Annotated in this window: 17 protein-coding genes; 5 read left to right on the plus strand and 12 right to left on the minus strand. The window is 61.8% G+C overall.

Annotation, left to right across the window (positions count from 1 at the left end; translation table 11 throughout):
- Positions 1 to 47 precede the first annotated feature (47 nt).
- Positions 48 to 731, plus strand: a complete 684-nt coding sequence (locus tag ACFQ6H_RS14075) for an SDR family oxidoreductase (protein ID WP_378646719.1) — start codon at positions 48 to 50, stop codon at positions 729 to 731.
- Positions 732 to 756: 25 nt separating this feature from the next.
- Here ACFQ6H_RS14075 and ACFQ6H_RS14080 read toward each other — a convergent pair whose 3' ends face one another.
- Both ACFQ6H_RS14080 and ACFQ6H_RS14085 read right to left on the minus strand, forming a co-directional pair.
- The gene (locus ACFQ6H_RS14080) at positions 757 to 1,161 is read right to left on the minus strand and encodes a DUF4259 domain-containing protein (RefSeq protein WP_378646721.1); all 405 of its coding nucleotides are present in this window, start codon (positions 1,159 to 1,161) and stop codon (positions 757 to 759) included.
- A gap of 107 nt (positions 1,162 to 1,268) precedes the next feature.
- Entirely contained in the window at positions 1,269 to 2,354 is a 1,086-nt protein-coding gene (locus tag ACFQ6H_RS14085; RefSeq protein ID WP_378646723.1) for a PQQ-dependent sugar dehydrogenase, read from the minus strand.
- 460 nt (positions 2,355 to 2,814) lie between these two features.
- Here ACFQ6H_RS14085 and ACFQ6H_RS14090 point away from each other — a divergent pair, with 460 nt between their 5' ends.
- Positions 2,815 to 4,650, plus strand: coding sequence for an acyl-CoA dehydrogenase (locus ACFQ6H_RS14090; RefSeq protein WP_378640005.1), 1,836 nt, complete (start codon positions 2,815 to 2,817; stop codon positions 4,648 to 4,650).
- Between the two features lie 423 nt (positions 4,651 to 5,073).
- Here ACFQ6H_RS14090 and ACFQ6H_RS14095 read toward each other — a convergent pair whose 3' ends face one another.
- Genes ACFQ6H_RS14095 through ACFQ6H_RS14105 form a run of 3 tightly spaced genes read right to left on the minus strand, consistent with a single transcriptional unit; the run spans position 5,074 to position 8,081 of the window.
- Positions 5,074 to 5,784 carry a hypothetical protein gene (locus ACFQ6H_RS14095; protein WP_378646725.1) on the minus strand — a complete coding sequence of 237 codons (711 nt, stop codon included), beginning with the start codon at positions 5,782 to 5,784 and terminating at the stop codon, positions 5,074 to 5,076.
- Entirely contained in the window at positions 5,781 to 6,809 is a 1,029-nt protein-coding gene (locus tag ACFQ6H_RS14100) for an NAD(P)H-dependent flavin oxidoreductase (protein ID WP_378646727.1), read from the minus strand. Before ACFQ6H_RS14100 ends, ACFQ6H_RS14095 begins: the two co-directional genes overlap by 4 nt.
- A 60-nt stretch (positions 6,810 to 6,869) precedes the next feature.
- Positions 6,870 to 8,081 (minus strand): YbfB/YjiJ family MFS transporter, encoded by a 1,212-nt coding sequence (locus ACFQ6H_RS14105; RefSeq protein ID WP_378646729.1) that lies wholly within the window; start codon positions 8,079 to 8,081, stop codon positions 6,870 to 6,872.
- Between the two features lie 94 nt (positions 8,082 to 8,175).
- Here ACFQ6H_RS14105 and ACFQ6H_RS14110 point away from each other — a divergent pair, with 94 nt between their 5' ends.
- Positions 8,176 to 9,087, plus strand: coding sequence for a LysR family transcriptional regulator (locus ACFQ6H_RS14110; RefSeq protein ID WP_378646731.1), 912 nt, complete (start codon positions 8,176 to 8,178; stop codon positions 9,085 to 9,087).
- 37 nt (positions 9,088 to 9,124) lie between these two features.
- Here the strand turns inward: ACFQ6H_RS14110 and ACFQ6H_RS14115 are convergent, their stop codons facing one another.
- The 4 genes from ACFQ6H_RS14115 to ACFQ6H_RS14130 all read right to left on the minus strand — a co-directional run bounded on the left by ACFQ6H_RS14115 (position 9,125) and on the right by ACFQ6H_RS14130 (position 13,138).
- Entirely contained in the window at positions 9,125 to 10,081 is a 957-nt protein-coding gene (locus tag ACFQ6H_RS14115; RefSeq protein ID WP_378646733.1) for an ABC transporter substrate-binding protein, read from the minus strand.
- 66 nt (positions 10,082 to 10,147) lie between these two features.
- Positions 10,148 to 10,906 (minus strand): ABC transporter ATP-binding protein, encoded by a 759-nt coding sequence (locus ACFQ6H_RS14120; protein WP_378530249.1) that lies wholly within the window; start codon positions 10,904 to 10,906, stop codon positions 10,148 to 10,150.
- A gap of 1 nt (position 10,907) precedes the next feature.
- On the minus strand, positions 10,908 to 11,774 hold the full coding sequence (locus tag ACFQ6H_RS14125) for an ABC transporter permease (protein ID WP_378646735.1): 867 nt from the start codon (positions 11,772 to 11,774) through the stop codon (positions 10,908 to 10,910).
- 44 nt (positions 11,775 to 11,818) lie between these two features.
- Entirely contained in the window at positions 11,819 to 13,138 is a 1,320-nt protein-coding gene (locus tag ACFQ6H_RS14130) for an aryl-sulfate sulfotransferase (protein WP_378646737.1), read from the minus strand.
- Between the two features lie 203 nt (positions 13,139 to 13,341).
- Between ACFQ6H_RS14130 and ACFQ6H_RS14135 the strand changes: the two genes are divergently transcribed.
- Entirely contained in the window at positions 13,342 to 14,367 is a 1,026-nt protein-coding gene (locus ACFQ6H_RS14135) for a LacI family DNA-binding transcriptional regulator (protein WP_378530243.1), read from the plus strand.
- A 104-nt stretch (positions 14,368 to 14,471) separates the two neighbouring features.
- Here the strand turns inward: ACFQ6H_RS14135 and ACFQ6H_RS14140 are convergent, their stop codons facing one another.
- Together ACFQ6H_RS14140 and ACFQ6H_RS14145 are read right to left on the minus strand one after the other, a co-directional pair.
- Positions 14,472 to 14,942, minus strand: coding sequence for a hypothetical protein (locus ACFQ6H_RS14140; RefSeq protein ID WP_378639987.1), 471 nt, complete (start codon positions 14,940 to 14,942; stop codon positions 14,472 to 14,474).
- Between the two features lie 113 nt (positions 14,943 to 15,055).
- The gene (locus tag ACFQ6H_RS14145; protein WP_378646739.1) at positions 15,056 to 15,682 is read right to left on the minus strand and encodes a class I SAM-dependent methyltransferase; all 627 of its coding nucleotides are present in this window, start codon (positions 15,680 to 15,682) and stop codon (positions 15,056 to 15,058) included.
- Between the two features lie 104 nt (positions 15,683 to 15,786).
- Here ACFQ6H_RS14145 and ACFQ6H_RS14150 point away from each other — a divergent pair, with 104 nt between their 5' ends.
- Positions 15,787 to 16,035, plus strand: coding sequence for a DUF3253 domain-containing protein (locus tag ACFQ6H_RS14150; RefSeq protein ID WP_378541482.1), 249 nt, complete (start codon positions 15,787 to 15,789; stop codon positions 16,033 to 16,035).
- A 44-nt stretch (positions 16,036 to 16,079) separates the two neighbouring features.
- Here ACFQ6H_RS14150 and ACFQ6H_RS14155 read toward each other — a convergent pair whose 3' ends face one another.
- A complete protein-coding gene (locus ACFQ6H_RS14155; RefSeq protein ID WP_378646741.1) occupies positions 16,080 to 16,946 on the minus strand; it encodes an NmrA family NAD(P)-binding protein in 867 nt (288 codons plus the stop codon).
- Between the last annotated feature and the right edge of the window lie 53 nt (positions 16,947 to 16,999).

Raw genomic sequence — 16,999 nt, forward strand, 5'->3', positions numbered from 1 at the left:
ATCTAAATGTCGGAGCCGCCGACGCTAGCCACAGCACTGGGAGAATCATGGATCTGAACAACACGGTTGCCATCGTGACCGGGGCCAATCGCGGGCTCGGACGCCATCTGACCGCGGGGCTCGTCGAACGCGGCGCAAAGGTGTACGCAGCCGCCCGCAATCCGGAAACTGTCGATCTGCCCGGTGTCATTCCCCTGAAATTGGACGTGACGGACACCGAATCGATCGCGGCCGCGGCACGCACCGCCTCCGATGCGACGTTACTGGTGAACAACGCAGGTATCTCTACCTCGGCACCGTTGATCGTCGGCGACTTAGATGACGTTCGCCGCGAGCTGGACGTCAATTTCTTCGGCCCGCTCACCGTGACCCGAGCCTTTGCTCCTGTCATCGAAAACAACGGCGGCGGAACAGTACTCAATGTTCTTTCGGTTCTGTCCTGGTTCCATCCGGCCGCACTCGGGTCTTACGCGGCATCGAAAGCCGCGGCGTGGGCGATGACCGACGCCGTTCGTGAAGAACTGGCGCCGCGCGGAATCTCCGTCTCGGCACTACATGTCGCATACATGGACACCGACATGGCCGCGGGCGTACCCGCCGAACAGAAAATCGATCCCGCTGATGTCGCCACTCAAGCACTGGACGGTATCGAAAGTGGGTTGGCCGAGATCCTCGCCGACGACACCACCCGATACGTCAAGCAAAGCCTGTCCTCGTCGAACTCCGCATGACCAAGATCCTTTTGGCGGGTGACACTCATCCCAGCGCTTTGAGACTGGCCAATCTACTCAGAATCGGTGCCCGCCAAGCCTCGAGGTCTTCCGGACCGTTCTCTTCCCACAACTCGTGCAACTCCGACGAGTCGCTGCCGGAGACTGCGCGCTCGAGAGCGGCGAGGACCCACGCCTTCTGCTCCGGACTCAAGGTTCCGACGTAACCGGCGGCATCAATTTCGCTTAGCTGCACAGGCTTCGGCGCAACCCCGTGCGCAACCGCAAGGATCTCGGCGACAGCGATCGCTGTTTGAGCATCGTCGGCATCGAGGTAGCCGTCGTCGGGGTGGCGTGCGTAATCGTCGATGTCGTAGTCACCCGCTTGTACTGCGCTGAGCAGGTCGCCCGCTACGTCGTTGTCGAAAGGTCCTGAACCCCAAGTCCCCATGCCGTCTCTCCGATCCGTGCCCTCATTATCCGTCGCACCGATAGTAATGAATCACTGGCCGCGGCGAGGATCCTCGAGATGGAGGGCGCGTTCACCGGATATCGACGTCAGCGCAACGGGACGCGAATGATGCGGTCGTCGCCGGGCTTCGGGTCGCCGCGACCGTCGGTGTTGTTCGTCAGTATCCACAGCGCCCCATCGGGAGCGATGGCAACGTCGCGAAGGCGTCCGTACGTGTCGACAAACTGCTCGTCAGCCGTTGCGGGGTCGGTCAACGGCACAGCCCGGAGTCGCTCACCGCGGAGATTGGCGATGTAGATCGTGCCGTCGTGGATGACGATTCCGCTAGGGCTGGCATCATCAGGTGACCATTGTTGGAGCGGGTCGATGAATCCGTCTTCGCCCGCAATCCCTTCGACCTCGGGCCACCCGTAGTTTCCGCCTGCTTCGATTTTGTTGAGCTCGTCCCAGGTGTCTTGCCCGAACTCGCTGGCATACATCGTGCCGTCCTCGGTCCAGGCAATGCCCTGCGAGTTGCGGTGACCGTAGCTGTAGACGAGCGAGTTCGGAAACGGGTTATCTTGCGGCACATCACCATCCGGGGTCATGCGAAGGATCTTCCCGGACAACGAATCGAGATCCTGAGCCCGGTCGCGACTACCGGCATCACCGACGGTGGCGTACAGCATCCCGTCCGGGCCGAACGCGATGCGACCTCCGTTGTGGTAGTTGGCCGAAGCGAGGCCGTCGAGAATCGTCTCAGCCGGCCCGAGGGCAAGCGCTCCGGGATCGCCGGTGATTCCATAACGCTCGATCCGGTTTTCCCCGTCGGCGGTGAAGTACACATACAGGTCGTTTTCATGTACAGCGATCCCGAGGAGACCACCCTCGTTCCTAGGGCTGACGCCGTCAATAACTCCCACCTCACGGGCGCTTCCGCTGCCGTCGACTTCGAGGATTCGCGCGGTGTCGCGCTCACTGACAAGTGGCGTCTGGCCATGGAAAGCGATCGACCAGGGCGCGTCCAAGCCGTCGGCGAAGCTCTCGGGTTCACCGAACGCCGCGGCGGGTGCCGATCTTGTTGCAGTGCTTACCCCCGGACCAGGCCCTTCAGTGTCCTCGGTACTGCAAGCAGTCATCAAGGCTGATACGAGCACGGCGGCGCCAAGTCCTCGGATCTGTCGTCGTGTCATGGGCGCCTCTCCCCGGTTCGAACAGTATCTACCCCGACGGTAGCGCGAATTGGTCCATGAAACGGGAACGGCTCGGCGTTCGGCACCGCCGCGACCGATCAAGGAACACCTCCGCTACCGTCGGGGGAAACTCCTGGTTCACCGAGTTGCGTACGCACTGATCACGGTGACTGCGCACAATCCCTGAGGTGAGGATCATTACTTCGTCTGGTGTGCAACCTCTTTGAACCGACCTGGGCGTCGCACAGGCATTCCTCGGCCGACTCGCGCCACATTCGGCAACCGATTGTAAGAGTGCATGTTCGACACGAACCGCAACCGTGTTACTTCACAGCAACGACACCTGTCTCAACCTACGGTTGCGTACTGAATTCCTTGTGGGGCAGGCTTTCTTGTGTACCGCTGACGAGCCGTATTGCTGACAACACCGTATTGCTGACAACACCAGGGTCGGAGAACAATGGGTCACTACAAAAGCAACGTGCGCGATATCGAGTTCAACCTGTTCGAGGTACTCGGGATCGGCGAACTGTTGGATGCCGGCGCTTACGGGGACCTCGACACCGACACCGTGCGCAACATTCTTGCCGAAGTAGCGAGGCTGGCGGAGGGCCCGGTCGCCGCATCCTTTGCCGACGCGGATCGGAACCCTGTCGAATTCGACGCACCCAACCACGCCGTCGTGGTCCCGGAACCTCTACGCAAGACCGTCGAGGCGGTGAACGAGGCTGGTTGGTCGCGGCTCGGACTACCGGAGGGCATGGGCGGCGTTCCTGCTCCCGCGCCGTTGGTCTGGGCGATCGGCGAAATGTTGGTCGCGGCAAACGGATCGGCGAGCTTTTTCAACATGGGTCCGCTGATGGCGAGCGTGCTCTACAGCATCGGCAACGAACAGCAAAAGCACTGGGCCAAAGAAGGATTCGAGCGTGGCTGGGCCGGAACGATGGTACTGACCGAACCCGACGCCGGATCCGATGTTGGCGCAGGCCGAACGAAAGCAATCGAGCAGAATGACGGCACGTGGCACATCGAGGGTGTCAAGCGGTTCATCTCCGGCGGCGACGTCGGAGACACTGCCGAGAACCTCTTCCACTTGGTGCTTGCCCGCCCCGAGGGAGCCGGCCCCGGCACCAAGGGGTTGAGCCTATTCTACGTTCCGAAGTTCCACTTCGATTCGAAGACACTCGAATTGGGCGAGCGAAACGGCGTCTACGTCACAGGCGTCGAACACAAGATGGGCCTCAAGTCTTCCCCGACCTGCGAACTCACATTCGGGGCGACTGACGTTCCCGCCGTCGGCTGGCTCGTGGGTGATGTTCACAACGGTATCGCCCAGATGTTCCAGGTGATCGAGAATGCCCGGATGATGGTGGGTACCAAAGCTACCGGAACGTTGTCCACCGGCTATCTCAACGCCTTGGAGTACGCAAAAGAACGAATTCAAGGCGCGGACCTCACAGAACTGACAAACAAGACCGCACCCCGCGTGGCCATCACCCACCACCCCGACGTCCGACGCAGTCTGGCGATGCAGAAGGCGTACGCCGAAGGCCTCAGAGCGGTTTACCTCTACACTGCCGCACACCAGAATGCCGATGTCGCCGAATTGGTTTCGGGTGCCGACGCCGAATTGGCGGCACGAGTGAACGATCTGCTGCTGCCCATCGTCAAAGGCGTCGGATCCGAGAAAGCCTACGAACTGCTCACCGAGAGCCTGCAGACTTTGGGCGGCTCCGGTTATCTACAGGACTACCCCATCGAGCAGTACATTCGCGATGCCAAGATCGACACCCTGTACGAGGGCACCACGGCGATCCAGGCGCAGGACTTCTTCTTTCGGAAGATCGCCCGTGACCGTGGCGTTGCACTCGCTCACATAGCCGGTCGCATACGAGAGTTCATCGACAGCGAGGCAGGCAACGGTCGCCTCAAGGCCGAGCGAGTTTTGCTCGAAACCGCGTTGACCGACGTGCAAGAGATGGCCGGGACGCTCACCGGCTATCTGATGGGTTCCCAAGACCAGCCTTCCGAGTTGTACAAAATAGGCCTCGGCTCAGTGCGCTTTCTGTACGCGGTGGGTGACCTGCTCATCGGATGGCGACTACTCGTACAGGCCGAAGTCGCGCTGGCAGCCTTGGATCGCGACGCGTCGGAAAAAGACCGGTCCTTCTATCGGGGCAAGGTGGTCATCGCGTCGTACTTCGCGAAGAACATATTGCCCATCCTGGCGTCGACCAAAGAAATCCTGGGTTCCCTCGACAACGAGATCATGGAACTGGAGGAAGAAGCGTTCTAGGATGTCGCCACTGCGTGCCAGGCTGTCGGCAGGGATCTGCAGTGCCGCTGGCACGGCCCTTCTACCTACATGCAGAACTGCGTGTGGACGGTGTCGATGCTCGATGACGGCTACTGCCACCTCGCGCTCGACGCTGGTCCGCGACCGAAGTACAAGAGTGCAGGAACCAGCCCACTGAGGGGCTTCGGCTTCGGCGGGCCACACATCGAACAGCCTACGCAGGAGCTGAGGGCTCTGATCGCCGGAGAAGTCCAAGATGAGCTGGCCCGCGGATTTCCCTTTGTGCACTGGCCCATTGAGAAAGATCGATTTTTGATGCCGACAATACGAGACGCACGCGCGGTGTGGGTGGTTCGCAGCTCGGATCGCATAGTCGCCGAGATCGGCAAACTCTGCTCGAGATGAGAACGCTTGCTGCGTGATTCAAGCCTGATCGAAAACCGGTGACGGAATCTTGTTGGAACGGTACGAGTCTCCGCTCCGGTTCGGCCGCCAGAGACGCCAGTGTTTTGTGGACAGCCGGAACGGGAGATGGTCTTGTAGGTGACGCGCACCGGGCGACAACCGTTCGTCTGCAGGTAGGTTGAGCCACACGGACAGTGAAGACGCGCCGTTGCCGAGCGTTGCGCGAATTCCCGAGTCCCCCAGAAGCCGACCGTACCCGTCAACGGCGAAGCGGCCGAACGCGTCCGGAGTGACATCGGGGTACGGCGCGCTGGTGCTCGGGTCGAGTAGACGCACGCGCGCACTGTAGGTCAATACCGCGAGCGAACGCCCGTGGGCCGTCACGGCCTCGGGGCCGACTACAACGAGGGCGTCGAGCGCTTCGTTGACGGATCCAGCCGCCACGTTCCATTCGGTATGGGTTTGCGCTTTGTGGCGGGGCCCACCGAGGATTTCGGTGGCAAACGATGACACCTGCTCGGTCGGCACTTGCGGTGCACCCTTGTAGATTTCGAATGTCCACGACGGCAAAGACACTGGTTCGGTGCAGGCCTCCAAGAACGTGCGCAGGCACTCAAATGCCTTGTCAGGCCTCTTGGCTCGAAGCGAGTGCGCACCACCCGCAGACGCCGGCAAACCGTCGTACGTCACTACTTCCGACAATGGGATGTCCTGCGTCCGGGCCATCACAAGTTGGTCAATCGCGTGAGCAGTACCTCTGCCGATTCCGCAGTGGCATGGCGATACCCGGTGCCGGCCCACAGGTGCATGCGCTCGGGATCGCTCTGCGCAACAGCAGCTTTGCGCATCGGGTTGGTCAGATGATGGATCGCCGGATATCCGATGGGCGCCAGTGCGTCGTAGCGGTCGATGAACTCGTTCCGAAGTGCACGTGCGGGACGTCCCGTGAAAGCTCTTGTGACGACGGTGCTTCCGCGTGACGTGTCGGCCAAAGCTGCCTTGTGTGGAGCCGAGGCACCACTCTCGTCGGTGCGAAGCAGCACAGTACCGACTACCGCGGCCTCCGCTCCGGCGCGCACTACCGCTGCGACGTCGGCGGAGGTCGCCAGTCCACCGGCCGCCAAGAGCGGAACCGACGTGCGGTGACGGATCTGCGCGATAAGTTCGACGATCGGTGTTTCTGCCGGAACCTGCAGGGGAGTAATGGTTCCGGAGTGACCACCGGCAGCCGAGGATTGAACGACCAGAAGGTCAGCTCCCGCGTCGACCGCAAGAACTGCCTCTGCCTCCGAAGTCACGGTCAGCACGACAACTGAACCGGCCGCGCGCAGCGCCTTGACGACGGCGGGCCGAGGAAAGCCGAAAGTGAAGCTGACCACCGGAACCGGGGTTGCCAGGAGCAGATCGATCTTGTCCTCGAAATAGTCGTCGTCCTCGACCGGTTCGCCCTGAGGAAGTGTGACGCCGTAACGATCCGCCTCGACCTGGATCGCCTGGGCGTAGATTCGGAAAGCGTCGGCGTCGACTGGTACCGGGTTGGGCGCAAAGATATTGACGCCGAACGACACTCCCGCGGCACGAACGATGTCGATCTGGTCGGCCAGAGCCTGTGGCGTCTTGTACCCGGCGGCAAGGAAGCCGAGACCGCCAGCCCGAGAAGCAGCTGCGACGAGAGCCGGCGTTGACGCACCGCCGGCCATGGGAGCCGCGATGACAGGGACCTTCAGGTCGAGATCGGTTGTGAGTGCACTCATTCGAACATCTCCAGTCCTTCGACGGATAGTGCTCCGACGGATAGTGCTCCGCCGGTTTCATCATCTGACATCAAAAACTACCTCCTTGTTCGAAGTGGCCGTCCGAGGGCCCGCCTCGAGATCGGCAGGGAATCGGAACCGTAACGCTGTGGCGGTCACAGCCGCCGCAAGGACGACGGCACTGCCGAGCAGCAGAGCATCGCGATACCCGTCTCGCAGCAACGGAGTGACTACGAGTGGACCGAGAATCTGGCCGACGCTGTAGCCAGCGGTCAGCAGCGCCACGGCGCGTGGGAACTGCAGGTGTGCGCCGATTGCCAACACGATGGACCCGACACCGAGGAAGGTCACGCCGAACAGGAAAGCGGAAATCAGCGCGGGGCCGACGCCACCGATCACGGCAGGCAGCGCAATGCCGATTGCCTGTATCAAGAGTGCGACGAGCAGCAAGGTCGGTCGCGACCAACGCCGGCTGAGCCAGGCCCATAGGGCGCAGGACGGAAATGCGGCCAACCCGACCACGATCCAGGCGGCGCTGCCTACCCATTCTGGTGCGGCGAGATCGATGGCGGCAACGAGGAACGTGCCCGCGATGATGTAGCCGATTCCTTCCAGAAAATAACTGATGAACAAGGCCATGAACCAGCGATGGGCGCGTCGGGGACCGGTAGTTCCCGGGGCGTCCGGTGTGATGATCGGACGCGGTTCCGGTGTCAGCCCCCAGGCTACGACGGCGCACACCACTGCAAGGGCCGCGGACGCCAACCAGGCAGTGGTCCAGGTGCCGATGAAGCGGATACCGAACACGAGGACACCGGACAAGGCGATACCCAGCCCGACTCCGCCGAACCCCCATCCGGCGAGGTGTTGGAACTTTCCCCGAAGGTGCGCGTGCAAAGCGCTGACAGCGATCATGAAGACGAGCGCACTGGAGATGCCTGCGACGAGCCTCAGGGCGAACCAGATCGATCCGTCGTGTGTGGTGGGCATGAGCGCCAACGTCGCGATGAGGACCACCAACGAAGTACGCATCACCACTGCCGAGCGCACGACCCCGGGAATGAGGATTCCGGCGAGCGCGCCGATGAGATACCCGATGTAGTTGGCGGTGGCCAGAGTGGCGCCGAGCGAGGCGGACAGACCGGCCTGCGTGTGCATCAACGGCAGTATCGGTGTGTAGACGAATCGCCCGATTCCCATGCTCGCAGCCAGCGCAGCGGCTGCTTGGACAGCGTGCGTTCGCGGGGAGACTCCGTTCAGGGCTGAGGTCATGGACTTATCGTGTGCCTCGTCCGCGCCGGCCGCCACGACCGCTTTGCTCCTGACTGATAGGCGCAGCCTCCCACCGCACGTAGCATCTGTGATTGTGGAGCTTCGTCAGCTGAGATACTTCGAGGTCGTCGCCGAGGAACTGCACTTCGGCCGGGCCGCGGCACGGCTGCTGATAGCCGGGCCCTCGTTGTCGCAGCAGATCATGGCGCTCGAGCGAGACCTCGGCGTCAAGCTGTTCGTCCGCGACCGCCGCTCCGTCGCGCTTACCCCCGCCGGCGCGGCGCTGCTCCCCGAAGTCCGCGCGTTACTCGAGCGAGCCGAAAATCTGCGTCGTCGCGCGGAACGTCTGTCCGGAGCAGAGCCTGTCCGGATCGGCTACGTCAATTGGCTTCCGACAGATCTGATCGCGCGCACCTCAGGGGTCGCGCAACTGCACGTCGACCCGTGGGTGGTGCCCTCGCACGCGCAGGCCGCGCGCGTGGCAGACGGCAGCCTCGACCTTGCCATAGCCTGGGTGCGGAAAACCGATGTCGCCCAACATGGCCTGAAGTCCCGACTACTCGGCGCGGATCGGGTTTACGCGGTCTCCACCGGTGCGGACACCACACCGGTGCAGGCGCAAGACGTCGTCCTACTGGTCGACGACGACACCACCTCCTGGTTGTCGTGGAACGTCTTCGCCGAAGAATTCGCCCGCGATACCGGCGCACAGATCCTGCGCATCAACGACGGCGGTATCACCGGCCCCGCATTCTTCGATCACGTCCGTGCCATCGGCCGCCCCGTGGTCAACTCACCCAAGGGCCAGACCACAACTCTGCCAACCGATCTCACTGCACGCTCGATGGTCGACCCGACGGCAATCTGGACGTGGTCGCTTCTGTGCCGCGAGAGTGAAACGCGCCCTGCTGTTCTCGCGGCCGTCGACGCTCTCACTCGCGACGTTGCCGATCTCGGAATACATGAAGACGGAATATGGCTACCGGCCGACGACCCCCACCGGTAATGGCGGAGGGCGACCCTATTGCGGCGTCCTCATCCAATCAAGATGTGATGAAACGAGTTTCGAGAAATGTGGCGTAGTCGGGCAGGCCGACGCCAGCCACGATATTCCCTTCAGCTTGCGCCCATTCCGCGAGTTCGTGCAAGTTGGTCGCAAGGCCCGGCGTGAGTTGGAGGGTGAAGTCGAATTCACCCAGGATCGATCGCAACAGGTTGGCGTCGAGCTGAGTGGACTTGGCTACGGCATCAACGGCTTCGTCGTTCTTACTGGTCAGGCTGGCGCCGGCTTCACGGATCGCGGAGAAGAATTTGGTAATTGCGTCACTCTTGGCTGAGATCGCCGTCTCGGTGGAGAGGTACAGGCTGTGCTGACTGTATGTGCCGCCGGTCAATTCGACAGCGTCTTTGCCCAACGCCTCGATAGCCTGTGCCTGATAGGGCTGAAAGATGGAGACGGCGTCGACATTGCGCTGACTGACGGCAGTAACGACAGCTGCGGGCGAAACCTGGACAAGATCGGCCTCGAGGTTTCCGGCAGTCAGTGCATTTGAAATGTAGTAAGCGGCACTGGTGCCCAGCGGAGTTCCGATGGATTTGCCGGCGAGGTCGGCGGTGGTGTTGATTCCTGCGTCACGTCGGGCGACGATCTTGGATCCCTGCCAACGTGAACCATCACCGACAATGCGCAACGCCGGGTTTCGGACGATCGCAGCCGAAGTGGGTACGTCAGCGGCGGTGGTGATGTCGACCTGGCCGGCGGCCAAAGCCTGCAGCGCTTCCACACCGGAGGAAAAGTTCACGACCTTGACTTTTACGTCCTGATCGTCGAACAATCCGGTCTCGGCGGCGACGGGGATCTGCGCCCATGACGGGTCGACGACGAATCCGACTGTAAGCGTGTCGGAATCGGAATCCGTACCGGCGCATGCGGTGGCCGATACGGCGATTGCCAAGACAGCGATCGCGCTCAGAAAGACACGGCGTAGAGATGTGGTCACGATAGATCGTCCTTTGCAAATGAGTAGAAGAACGGCGGGAACGCCGCCCATCGCAGGCAGAGTTCGTTACTGCGCTGCGTGGTCGATGCCGAGCTGGTGATGCAGGGTTTTGCGAATTTCGCTGTAACCGGGCAGGTCTGCGAGGCTGTCGGCAGGGCGTGGGCGGTCGAGCGGATTGACGATGCGCTCGGCGATACCACCGCCGCTCAGCACGTTGATGGTGTCACCGAGCCGAATCGCCTCATCAACATCGTGGGTGACAAACACAACTGTGCGGTTGAGGCGCGTCCACAAATCGATGAGCAGGTCCTGCATACGCAATCGGGTGAGAGCGTCGAGGGCAGCGAACGGTTCGTCCATCAGCATGACCTCGGGCTCGCCGGCGAGAACACGCGCGATGCTCACGCGCTGACGCATACCCCCGGACAACTCGGCAGGTCGTTGCCTGCTGACCTGCGGCGCGAGCCCGACCAACTCGAGTAGTTCACCGATACGCGCCTGGCGAATCTTGTGCGGCAGTCCGCGGGCGACGAGCGCGAAATCGATGTTGTCGGCCACCGTCATCCACGGGAACAACACGTCGCGTTGAAAAGCGACGCCGCGCCGAGGGGCGGGGGCGGTAACGATCTCACCGTTGTCGGTGACACTGCCACTAGTTGGGGTAGTCAATCCCGCAAGACAATGCAGCAGTGTGGATTTGCCGCTTCCAGATGCCCCGACGAGCACCGTGAACGAACCTTCGGGGATGGTCATCGAGATGCGGTCGAGAGTGGGTCGTGGGGTACCCGGGAATTGGACAACAAGGTTGTGGGTCTCTATGGCCATGTCAGTGTTGTTCTTTCGCCCAGCTGATGAGTGGTGCCGTGGTTGCGTTGACAGCGAAGTCACACAGCGCGCCGATCACGCCCAGGACCACTAGGCAAAAGATCAACCGGTCGGCCTGGGAGAACAGCTGTGCCTGATAGATGCGATAGCCGATTCCGACTGTGGTGCCGGTCATTTCAGCCACCACGATCAGCACAAATGCCATTGCCGCTCCAACCCGCAGACCTGAGACAATGTCGGGTGCGGCCTCAGGCACGATGACCTTTCGCAACGTTTGCCACCTGCCCGCACCCAGACAGCGGGAGGCTTCGAGGTAATCAATTGGAGTGCTGGATAATCCGGCGTGACTGTTGATCCAGACAGGCACGAATACACCGAGCGCGATCACAAGGACCTTGCTGTCTTCACCCAGCCCGAACCACAAGATGGCCAGCGGAACGAGCCCGATGGTGGGAATGGGTGAGAACACCCGCAGCACTGGCTGGAGCAGTTTGCGTCCCGCTGTGGTTGTTGCGGTGACGACGGCGACGAGTAACCCGATCGCCGCACCCAACACGAAACCGCTTGCAGCCCTCGACAAACTTGCAAGGATGTCATCCGTGAGCAGGCCGTCCCGCCATAATGTTTGCCCGGCCGAGAGGATTTCTGGGACACTGGGCAACAGCTGTCGAGGAAAGCGGCCGGTGGCCACGATCACCGACCACAGCGTCGCGGCGATCATCAGGCCGAGAAGGGTCCAGCCGGCCGAACCGAGTCGCACACCGATCTGTTGGATCGCGTCGGCAGGCAACCACGCCTTGCGCGGCGAAGGCGCTACGACACGGTTCGGCGCCGATTCGTCGGCACGGGGTGGCAGACCGGTCGTCATCGGTTACCTCTCATGAGTTGATTGGGCGGAAGCGGTTTTCGCTTTCAGTTCCGGCGACGCAGATCGATGTGTGGCAGTGAAATAGTCGGTGGGCGAAGCGGGGTCCATTCGAACGGGACGGCCTGCGACCGATACACCAGCGGAGTCAGACTGAGGCGGTCGACGCCAGGTACCCGAATCTGTGTGACTTCGGGCTCGCCGGCAACGCCGTACCCCTCGTACGGGCTGTGGTACTCCCACACCACAGCACCGCCGGGTGTCACCTGGAACAGGCGACCTTGCATCCCCTCGGTGATCAAGGTATTTCCGTTCGGCAATCGTTGCGCGTTGCTGACGAACGAACTGAAGAAGGCCCAGGGAGGTTGCCCTGAGTCCTCAGCGGTGTACTGCCAGACGATCTCCGAAGTGACCGGATCGATCTCGAGCACCCGCGAGCCGGCATAGATTCCGATCGCCGCCGACGGGTAACCCGCTCCACCCTGATTGTCGAAAATCAGAATATTGCCCGCCCCCGGCAGTCCCGGGGCAATCATGTGCGGATTGTGTTGTCCCGAGGTTTGATCGAGCGGACGGGGCACTTTGTGCACACTGATCCGCTGATGTTGGACACCAGCTTGCGCGGTGTAGTAGGGGCCGCACTGCCACACGGGCGATCCGGTGGATCTGTCGATGAGAGCAACGATGTTGGCCTTACGGAAGCTGATCATGATGTTGTCCGGCGCAAAAACACCGTCAGGGTCGACATCGTGCCAGCGGTTGGGTCCCAGCGACTTGGCGCTGTTCATCTCCAGGTATCCCCAAGGGTCTTCCGGGTCCCGGGCGACGGTCTCGCGCAGCGCGGCCCAGCCTTCATCGGAAAATCCGAACTCTTCCAGGTGATCGCCGGCCAGCCACGACCACACAATGGCGCCGTCCGGAGCGACTTCGTAGAGACCTTGGTCGCCGACTACAGAATCACCGAGAGTCGGCACCACCCGTGGAACAGTCACCAGGATCAGCCGGTTGCCGTTGGGCAGTAACTCCCAGTCGTGGTTCTGGCGCGCGACTCCGTCGGGGGCCTCGGCACCCCACTCCCAGCGTCGCTCGCCTGCCCAATCAAGCTGACCGATGGTGCCATTGGCATAAATGCCACCGCGAGGATCGCCGCTCGCGGACAACTGCACACCCACGTCGCCTACCAACCCGTCGTTGAGTGCAGGGTCGAGAATGCGGGGTGGGACTCCCGCATATGGCCACTCGTGCAGAACCGCCCCTGCAAGGTCGATCAGGCGGGTCACCGAGTCCGCACCCGTGAACAGCACATAACTGTCGTGGACAAGTTCGGGGTCCAAATAAGTGACGCCAGTGAGCCTTACGAATGCCATGCCGACTACTCCACCAATCCTCTGTTACGTCCGCGAGTCGATGCCGTAACTCTTCTAATCGATTAGATTAGGGACGGCCCCAGGACTGTGGAACTGTCACAATCATGGTGATTCAATCTCTTTTCCCATGAGCGATTATGGGCTGCGGTGATGGCTGGGCAGATGATGAGGCTGGACAGATGATGAGGCAGAGGAGGGTTGCAGTGGATGCTAAACGTCCGACCGTCGCCGATGTGGCGCGACGTGCAGGTACATCGACGGCGGTGGTGAGCTACGTACTCAACGACGGCCCCCGCCAAGTTTCAGATGTCCTGCGCGCCCGCGTTTCTCAGGCAATGGCCGAGTTGAACTATCGGCCTGACCGACGCGCGCAGGCATTGCGCAAACAGCGGCGGTGGCGACAGATCGGTTTGCTGGTACCCGATTTGACGATGCCGTTGTTCGGGGAGTTCGTCGGCACCATCGAAAGGGCGGCACGCGCCCGTGACCACCTCACCATTGTCGCCAACACCGGCTACGACCCCGTGCGAGAAGCGGAATTTGTGTCCGCATTCGTCGAGGCAGGTATCGACGGACTCATCGTGGTAGGCGCTTCCAACGCAACAGAAACCGCGGCGATGTGCGCGCAAGCTCGAATTCCGGTGGTCTGGATGCACAATGTTCGCGGTGACGTTGACGCGCCCATCGTCGGAGTCGACCACGTACAAGCCGGGGAGATCGCGACCCGTCATCTCGTCGAAATGCACGGCTGTCGAGACATCGCCTTCGTCGGCGGGTTCACCGAGGCTGACGTGAACCACGGTGACCGCGAAACTGTCGAGCAACGCTATCGAGGTGCAATTGCCGTGGACGAAACCGAAATCATGCACATTCACACAGACCTCACCGCCGACGGAGCCTACGACGCAACACGAAAGTTCCTGGACACGCGCACTGCGCCCCCAGCCGGCATCATTGTCGGCACCTACGGCCAAACCTCTGCAACAACACGAGCCGTAATCGACCACGGATTGCGGATCCCCGAGGACGTCAAGATCGTGGCATTCGACGGAAGCCAGGCGAAGTACGGACAGTTCGACATGACCAGCGCCCAACAGCCGGTTGAGAGCATCACCCAACATGCTCTCGAAAGATTGTTGACTGCCAAAGCCGTCTCGCCTGAGACGACCGGAGCACACTCAGCACCCTGGGAACCATCCCTACATGTCGGCAACACCTGCGGTTGCTGACTGCGTGCACACCGACCGGTCGCACAGCAGGCTCGGAATTCACCACTATTTTGGTGCCCACCGCCATCCGGAAGCCGGAGCCGCCGACTGCCGAATTGGTAATTTCAGCCCTCTCCCGCCTGCTTCTTCGCTCCGCCGTTGCGAGCTTCGATGGCCTCGATGGACTTCGTGAACGACTTACCCAGCACCTGTGTGCCGAAGAGCCCGAGTACCGATGCCAGGAGCTTTCCCTTGAGATTCTTGCCATCGCGGACCACGACGGCGTCGACATCGGTCAGCCCCGTCGGTTGCTGCGTAAGTGTGTAGGTGTGGCTCGACGCCCCGCCCCACAAGTTGGAGTCGGTGGTTGTCATCACGACGCGATGAGGGTCGGTCCAGTCGTAGTGCAGGCGTTCCCAAATACCGCTGGAGCCCTCCGTGACATCCGCTTCGTGGGGCCCTTGTTGGTGCACTTTCAGGTAGCTGTCCGCGCTGCGGCCGAAGATTTCCTCGCGGCCCGGCCCGAAGTCGGTCAGGCCGGCGAGGACCTGTTCGGGCGTCGCGGTGGTTGTCTGGTGAAGATGAATCGTGGTCATGGCGCCTTCCTTCAACTGTGGATAATCCGGTGCTGAAAACAGGGGAGTGACTCATCCAGCACACCACTCACACGAAATGAATGAAAGAGGACCGCTCGCTCTGGCTCGATCCCCTATTCGCCGCTGCGCCGCCTGGCAGTGATTGCGCCATGCGGCCGATAACCACTCCCCGTCCGGGTATGGGTTTCGATCACATCGAAACCCGCTGTGACCAGTATCTGGGCAAGTTCGGTCACCGGCCATCGATAACCAGTCGTCGCGGCGTGATCAAAAGGCTCCACGGTTGCGCCTTCGAAGAAGCCCACCAGCAACCCACCGCCGGGGCGGATCACCCGCGCGAATTCAGCGAGCGGTGCCTCGATATCTTGCGGGTGGTGGTGAATGAGCGAGTACCAGGACAGCACGCCGCCCAGTGAACTTGTTTTCGCGTCCAATGCCTCGAAGCCCCCGACCTCGAAGGAAAGATCTGGGTATTGGGTGCGGGCTCGTTCGACGAACTCGGGAACCAGATCGATCCCGCTCACAGCCAGACCGCTCTGGGCCAAAAAGTCTGTCCACTGCCCCGGCCCGCACCCGGCATCGAGCACGGGGCCGGTCAGAGCAGCAGCCCAACTGGTCACCAGGGCCCGATCGGATGCGTGCGTCGAATCCATGGAACCGAAGAGATCTGTGTACTCCTGGGATCGGGTCGAATATGACTCTCGGACTACATCACGGCGTCTTGCACTCGAATTCTCCACGCCGTCAATAATTATCGATGTGCACCATCCCTTCGCTACAACGCGCCGGATCGAAGGTTCATTCGCTGTTGACTGCGAGCGGTCACGACCGGAAGGTGTTTCATATGGTGGAAGAAAAGGATCTGTCGGCGAAGATCCGGGAACTACTCAGCACGCGATCAGCCGAGTCGAGCATCTGCCCCTCAGACGTGGCTCGCGCGACGGCACCCGACAATTGGCGTCCGCTGATGGAACCCGTCCGAGAGGCTGCCCGCCGAATGGTCGCTGACGGCGAAGTCCAGATCACCCAGGGCGGCGAAGTCGTCGACCTTGAATCGGCACGAGGTCCGATAAGGATTCGCTGGGCTCGTTGACCAACCGAGTGACTTCTGCCGGGTACTGCTCTCGCAGCGTCACGTCAGCGGAAACGGTCAAGATGCTCACGTAGGAACGCATCGAGGCTGCGGGGCTCGCGCCCCAGGACACGGACCACCGTGTCGGTGGGTGCTTCGGGGCGCGAGATGGCAAGGTGCTGGATCTCCAGAATGTGCTCGGCGAGCCATGGAGGCATGTGGGCGTGATCGACGAGGTTTTGTCGCAGTTCGTCCGGTTGCAGGTCTATGTAGCGGACGGGGCGACCAAGCATGCGGGTCAGAGAGTCGGCGATTCCGCCATAGCCGACTGCCTCGCTGCCTGTCAGGACATAGGTGCCGCCGGCGAGGTCGGCGCGCGTGAGCACGGCGGCTGCAACGTCACCGATGTCTCGGCAATCGATCCAATTGCACGGTGCGTCCTTCATCGCGCCCAGAATGACCCCCTGCGCCGCCACCGCCGGAGCAAGGAGCAACAGATTCTGCATGAACGCATAAGGGCGGAGCAGAGTGTGGCGGAGTCCAGAGGCGCGCAGGTGTTCTCCGACGGCATGGTGGCCGCGGGAGAGTGTGATAGGCGAGTCGGCTGCGGCAGCGGGATCGGAGATCTTGACGATGTGTTCGATGCCGCTCTCGGCTGCTATGTCGATGACGCGCGTTTCGAGCTCCACCTGTTCCGGACCGTTGGCCATGGCGAGGAAAAGCTGTTCGGCCCCTTTGAAAGCCGTGCGTAGCGAAGTGGGGTCTGCGGCATCGGCCGGCACCACTTCGACCAAACCGTCGGCCAAGTCGCCGAGCTTGGCGCGCAGCCCGTCCGGGTCGCGTGACAGCGCTCTGCTCGGCACACCCGAGGAGGCAAGACTGCGTAGCAACGCGCCGCCTGTTGTTCCGGACGCTCCCATGATGACGATCATCGTGTTCCTTTCGGTTGTTCCCCGGAAAACCGGGATCTTTTGATATGTGTTGC

The sequence above is a fragment of the Rhodococcus sp. NPDC056506 genome, assembly GCF_042794945.1.
Lineage (GTDB): Bacteria > Actinomycetota > Actinomycetes > Mycobacteriales > Mycobacteriaceae > Rhodococcus_F.

What these genes read in the sequence shown, in the direction of transcription:
- ACFQ6H_RS14130 (WP_378646737.1), bottom strand. Translation starts at nt 13,138, where the DNA reads ATGGCATTCGTAAGGCTCACTGGCGTCACTTATTTGGACCCCGAACTT.
- ACFQ6H_RS14075 (WP_378646719.1), top strand. Translation starts at nt 48, where the DNA reads ATGGATCTGAACAACACGGTTGCCATCGTGACCGGGGCCAATCGCGGG.
- ACFQ6H_RS14085 (WP_378646723.1), bottom strand. Translation starts at nt 2,354, where the DNA reads ATGACACGACGACAGATCCGAGGACTTGGCGCCGCCGTGCTCGTATCA.
- ACFQ6H_RS14105 (WP_378646729.1), bottom strand. Translation starts at nt 8,081, where the DNA reads ATGACCTCAGCCCTGAACGGAGTCTCCCCGCGAACGCACGCTGTCCAA.
- ACFQ6H_RS14100 (WP_378646727.1), bottom strand. Translation starts at nt 6,809, where the DNA reads ATGAGTGCACTCACAACCGATCTCGACCTGAAGGTCCCTGTCATCGCG.
- ACFQ6H_RS14155 (WP_378646741.1), bottom strand. Translation starts at nt 16,946, where the DNA reads ATGATCGTCATCATGGGAGCGTCCGGAACAACAGGCGGCGCGTTGCTA.
- ACFQ6H_RS14125 (WP_378646735.1), bottom strand. Translation starts at nt 11,774, where the DNA reads ATGACGACCGGTCTGCCACCCCGTGCCGACGAATCGGCGCCGAACCGT.
- ACFQ6H_RS14080 (WP_378646721.1), bottom strand. Translation starts at nt 1,161, where the DNA reads ATGGGGACTTGGGGTTCAGGACCTTTCGACAACGACGTAGCGGGCGAC.
- ACFQ6H_RS14090 (WP_378640005.1), top strand. Translation starts at nt 2,815, where the DNA reads ATGGGTCACTACAAAAGCAACGTGCGCGATATCGAGTTCAACCTGTTC.
- ACFQ6H_RS14140 (WP_378639987.1), bottom strand. Translation starts at nt 14,942, where the DNA reads ATGACCACGATTCATCTTCACCAGACAACCACCGCGACGCCCGAACAG.
- ACFQ6H_RS14120 (WP_378530249.1), bottom strand. Translation starts at nt 10,906, where the DNA reads ATGGCCATAGAGACCCACAACCTTGTTGTCCAATTCCCGGGTACCCCA.
- ACFQ6H_RS14150 (WP_378541482.1), top strand. Translation starts at nt 15,787, where the DNA reads ATGGTGGAAGAAAAGGATCTGTCGGCGAAGATCCGGGAACTACTCAGC.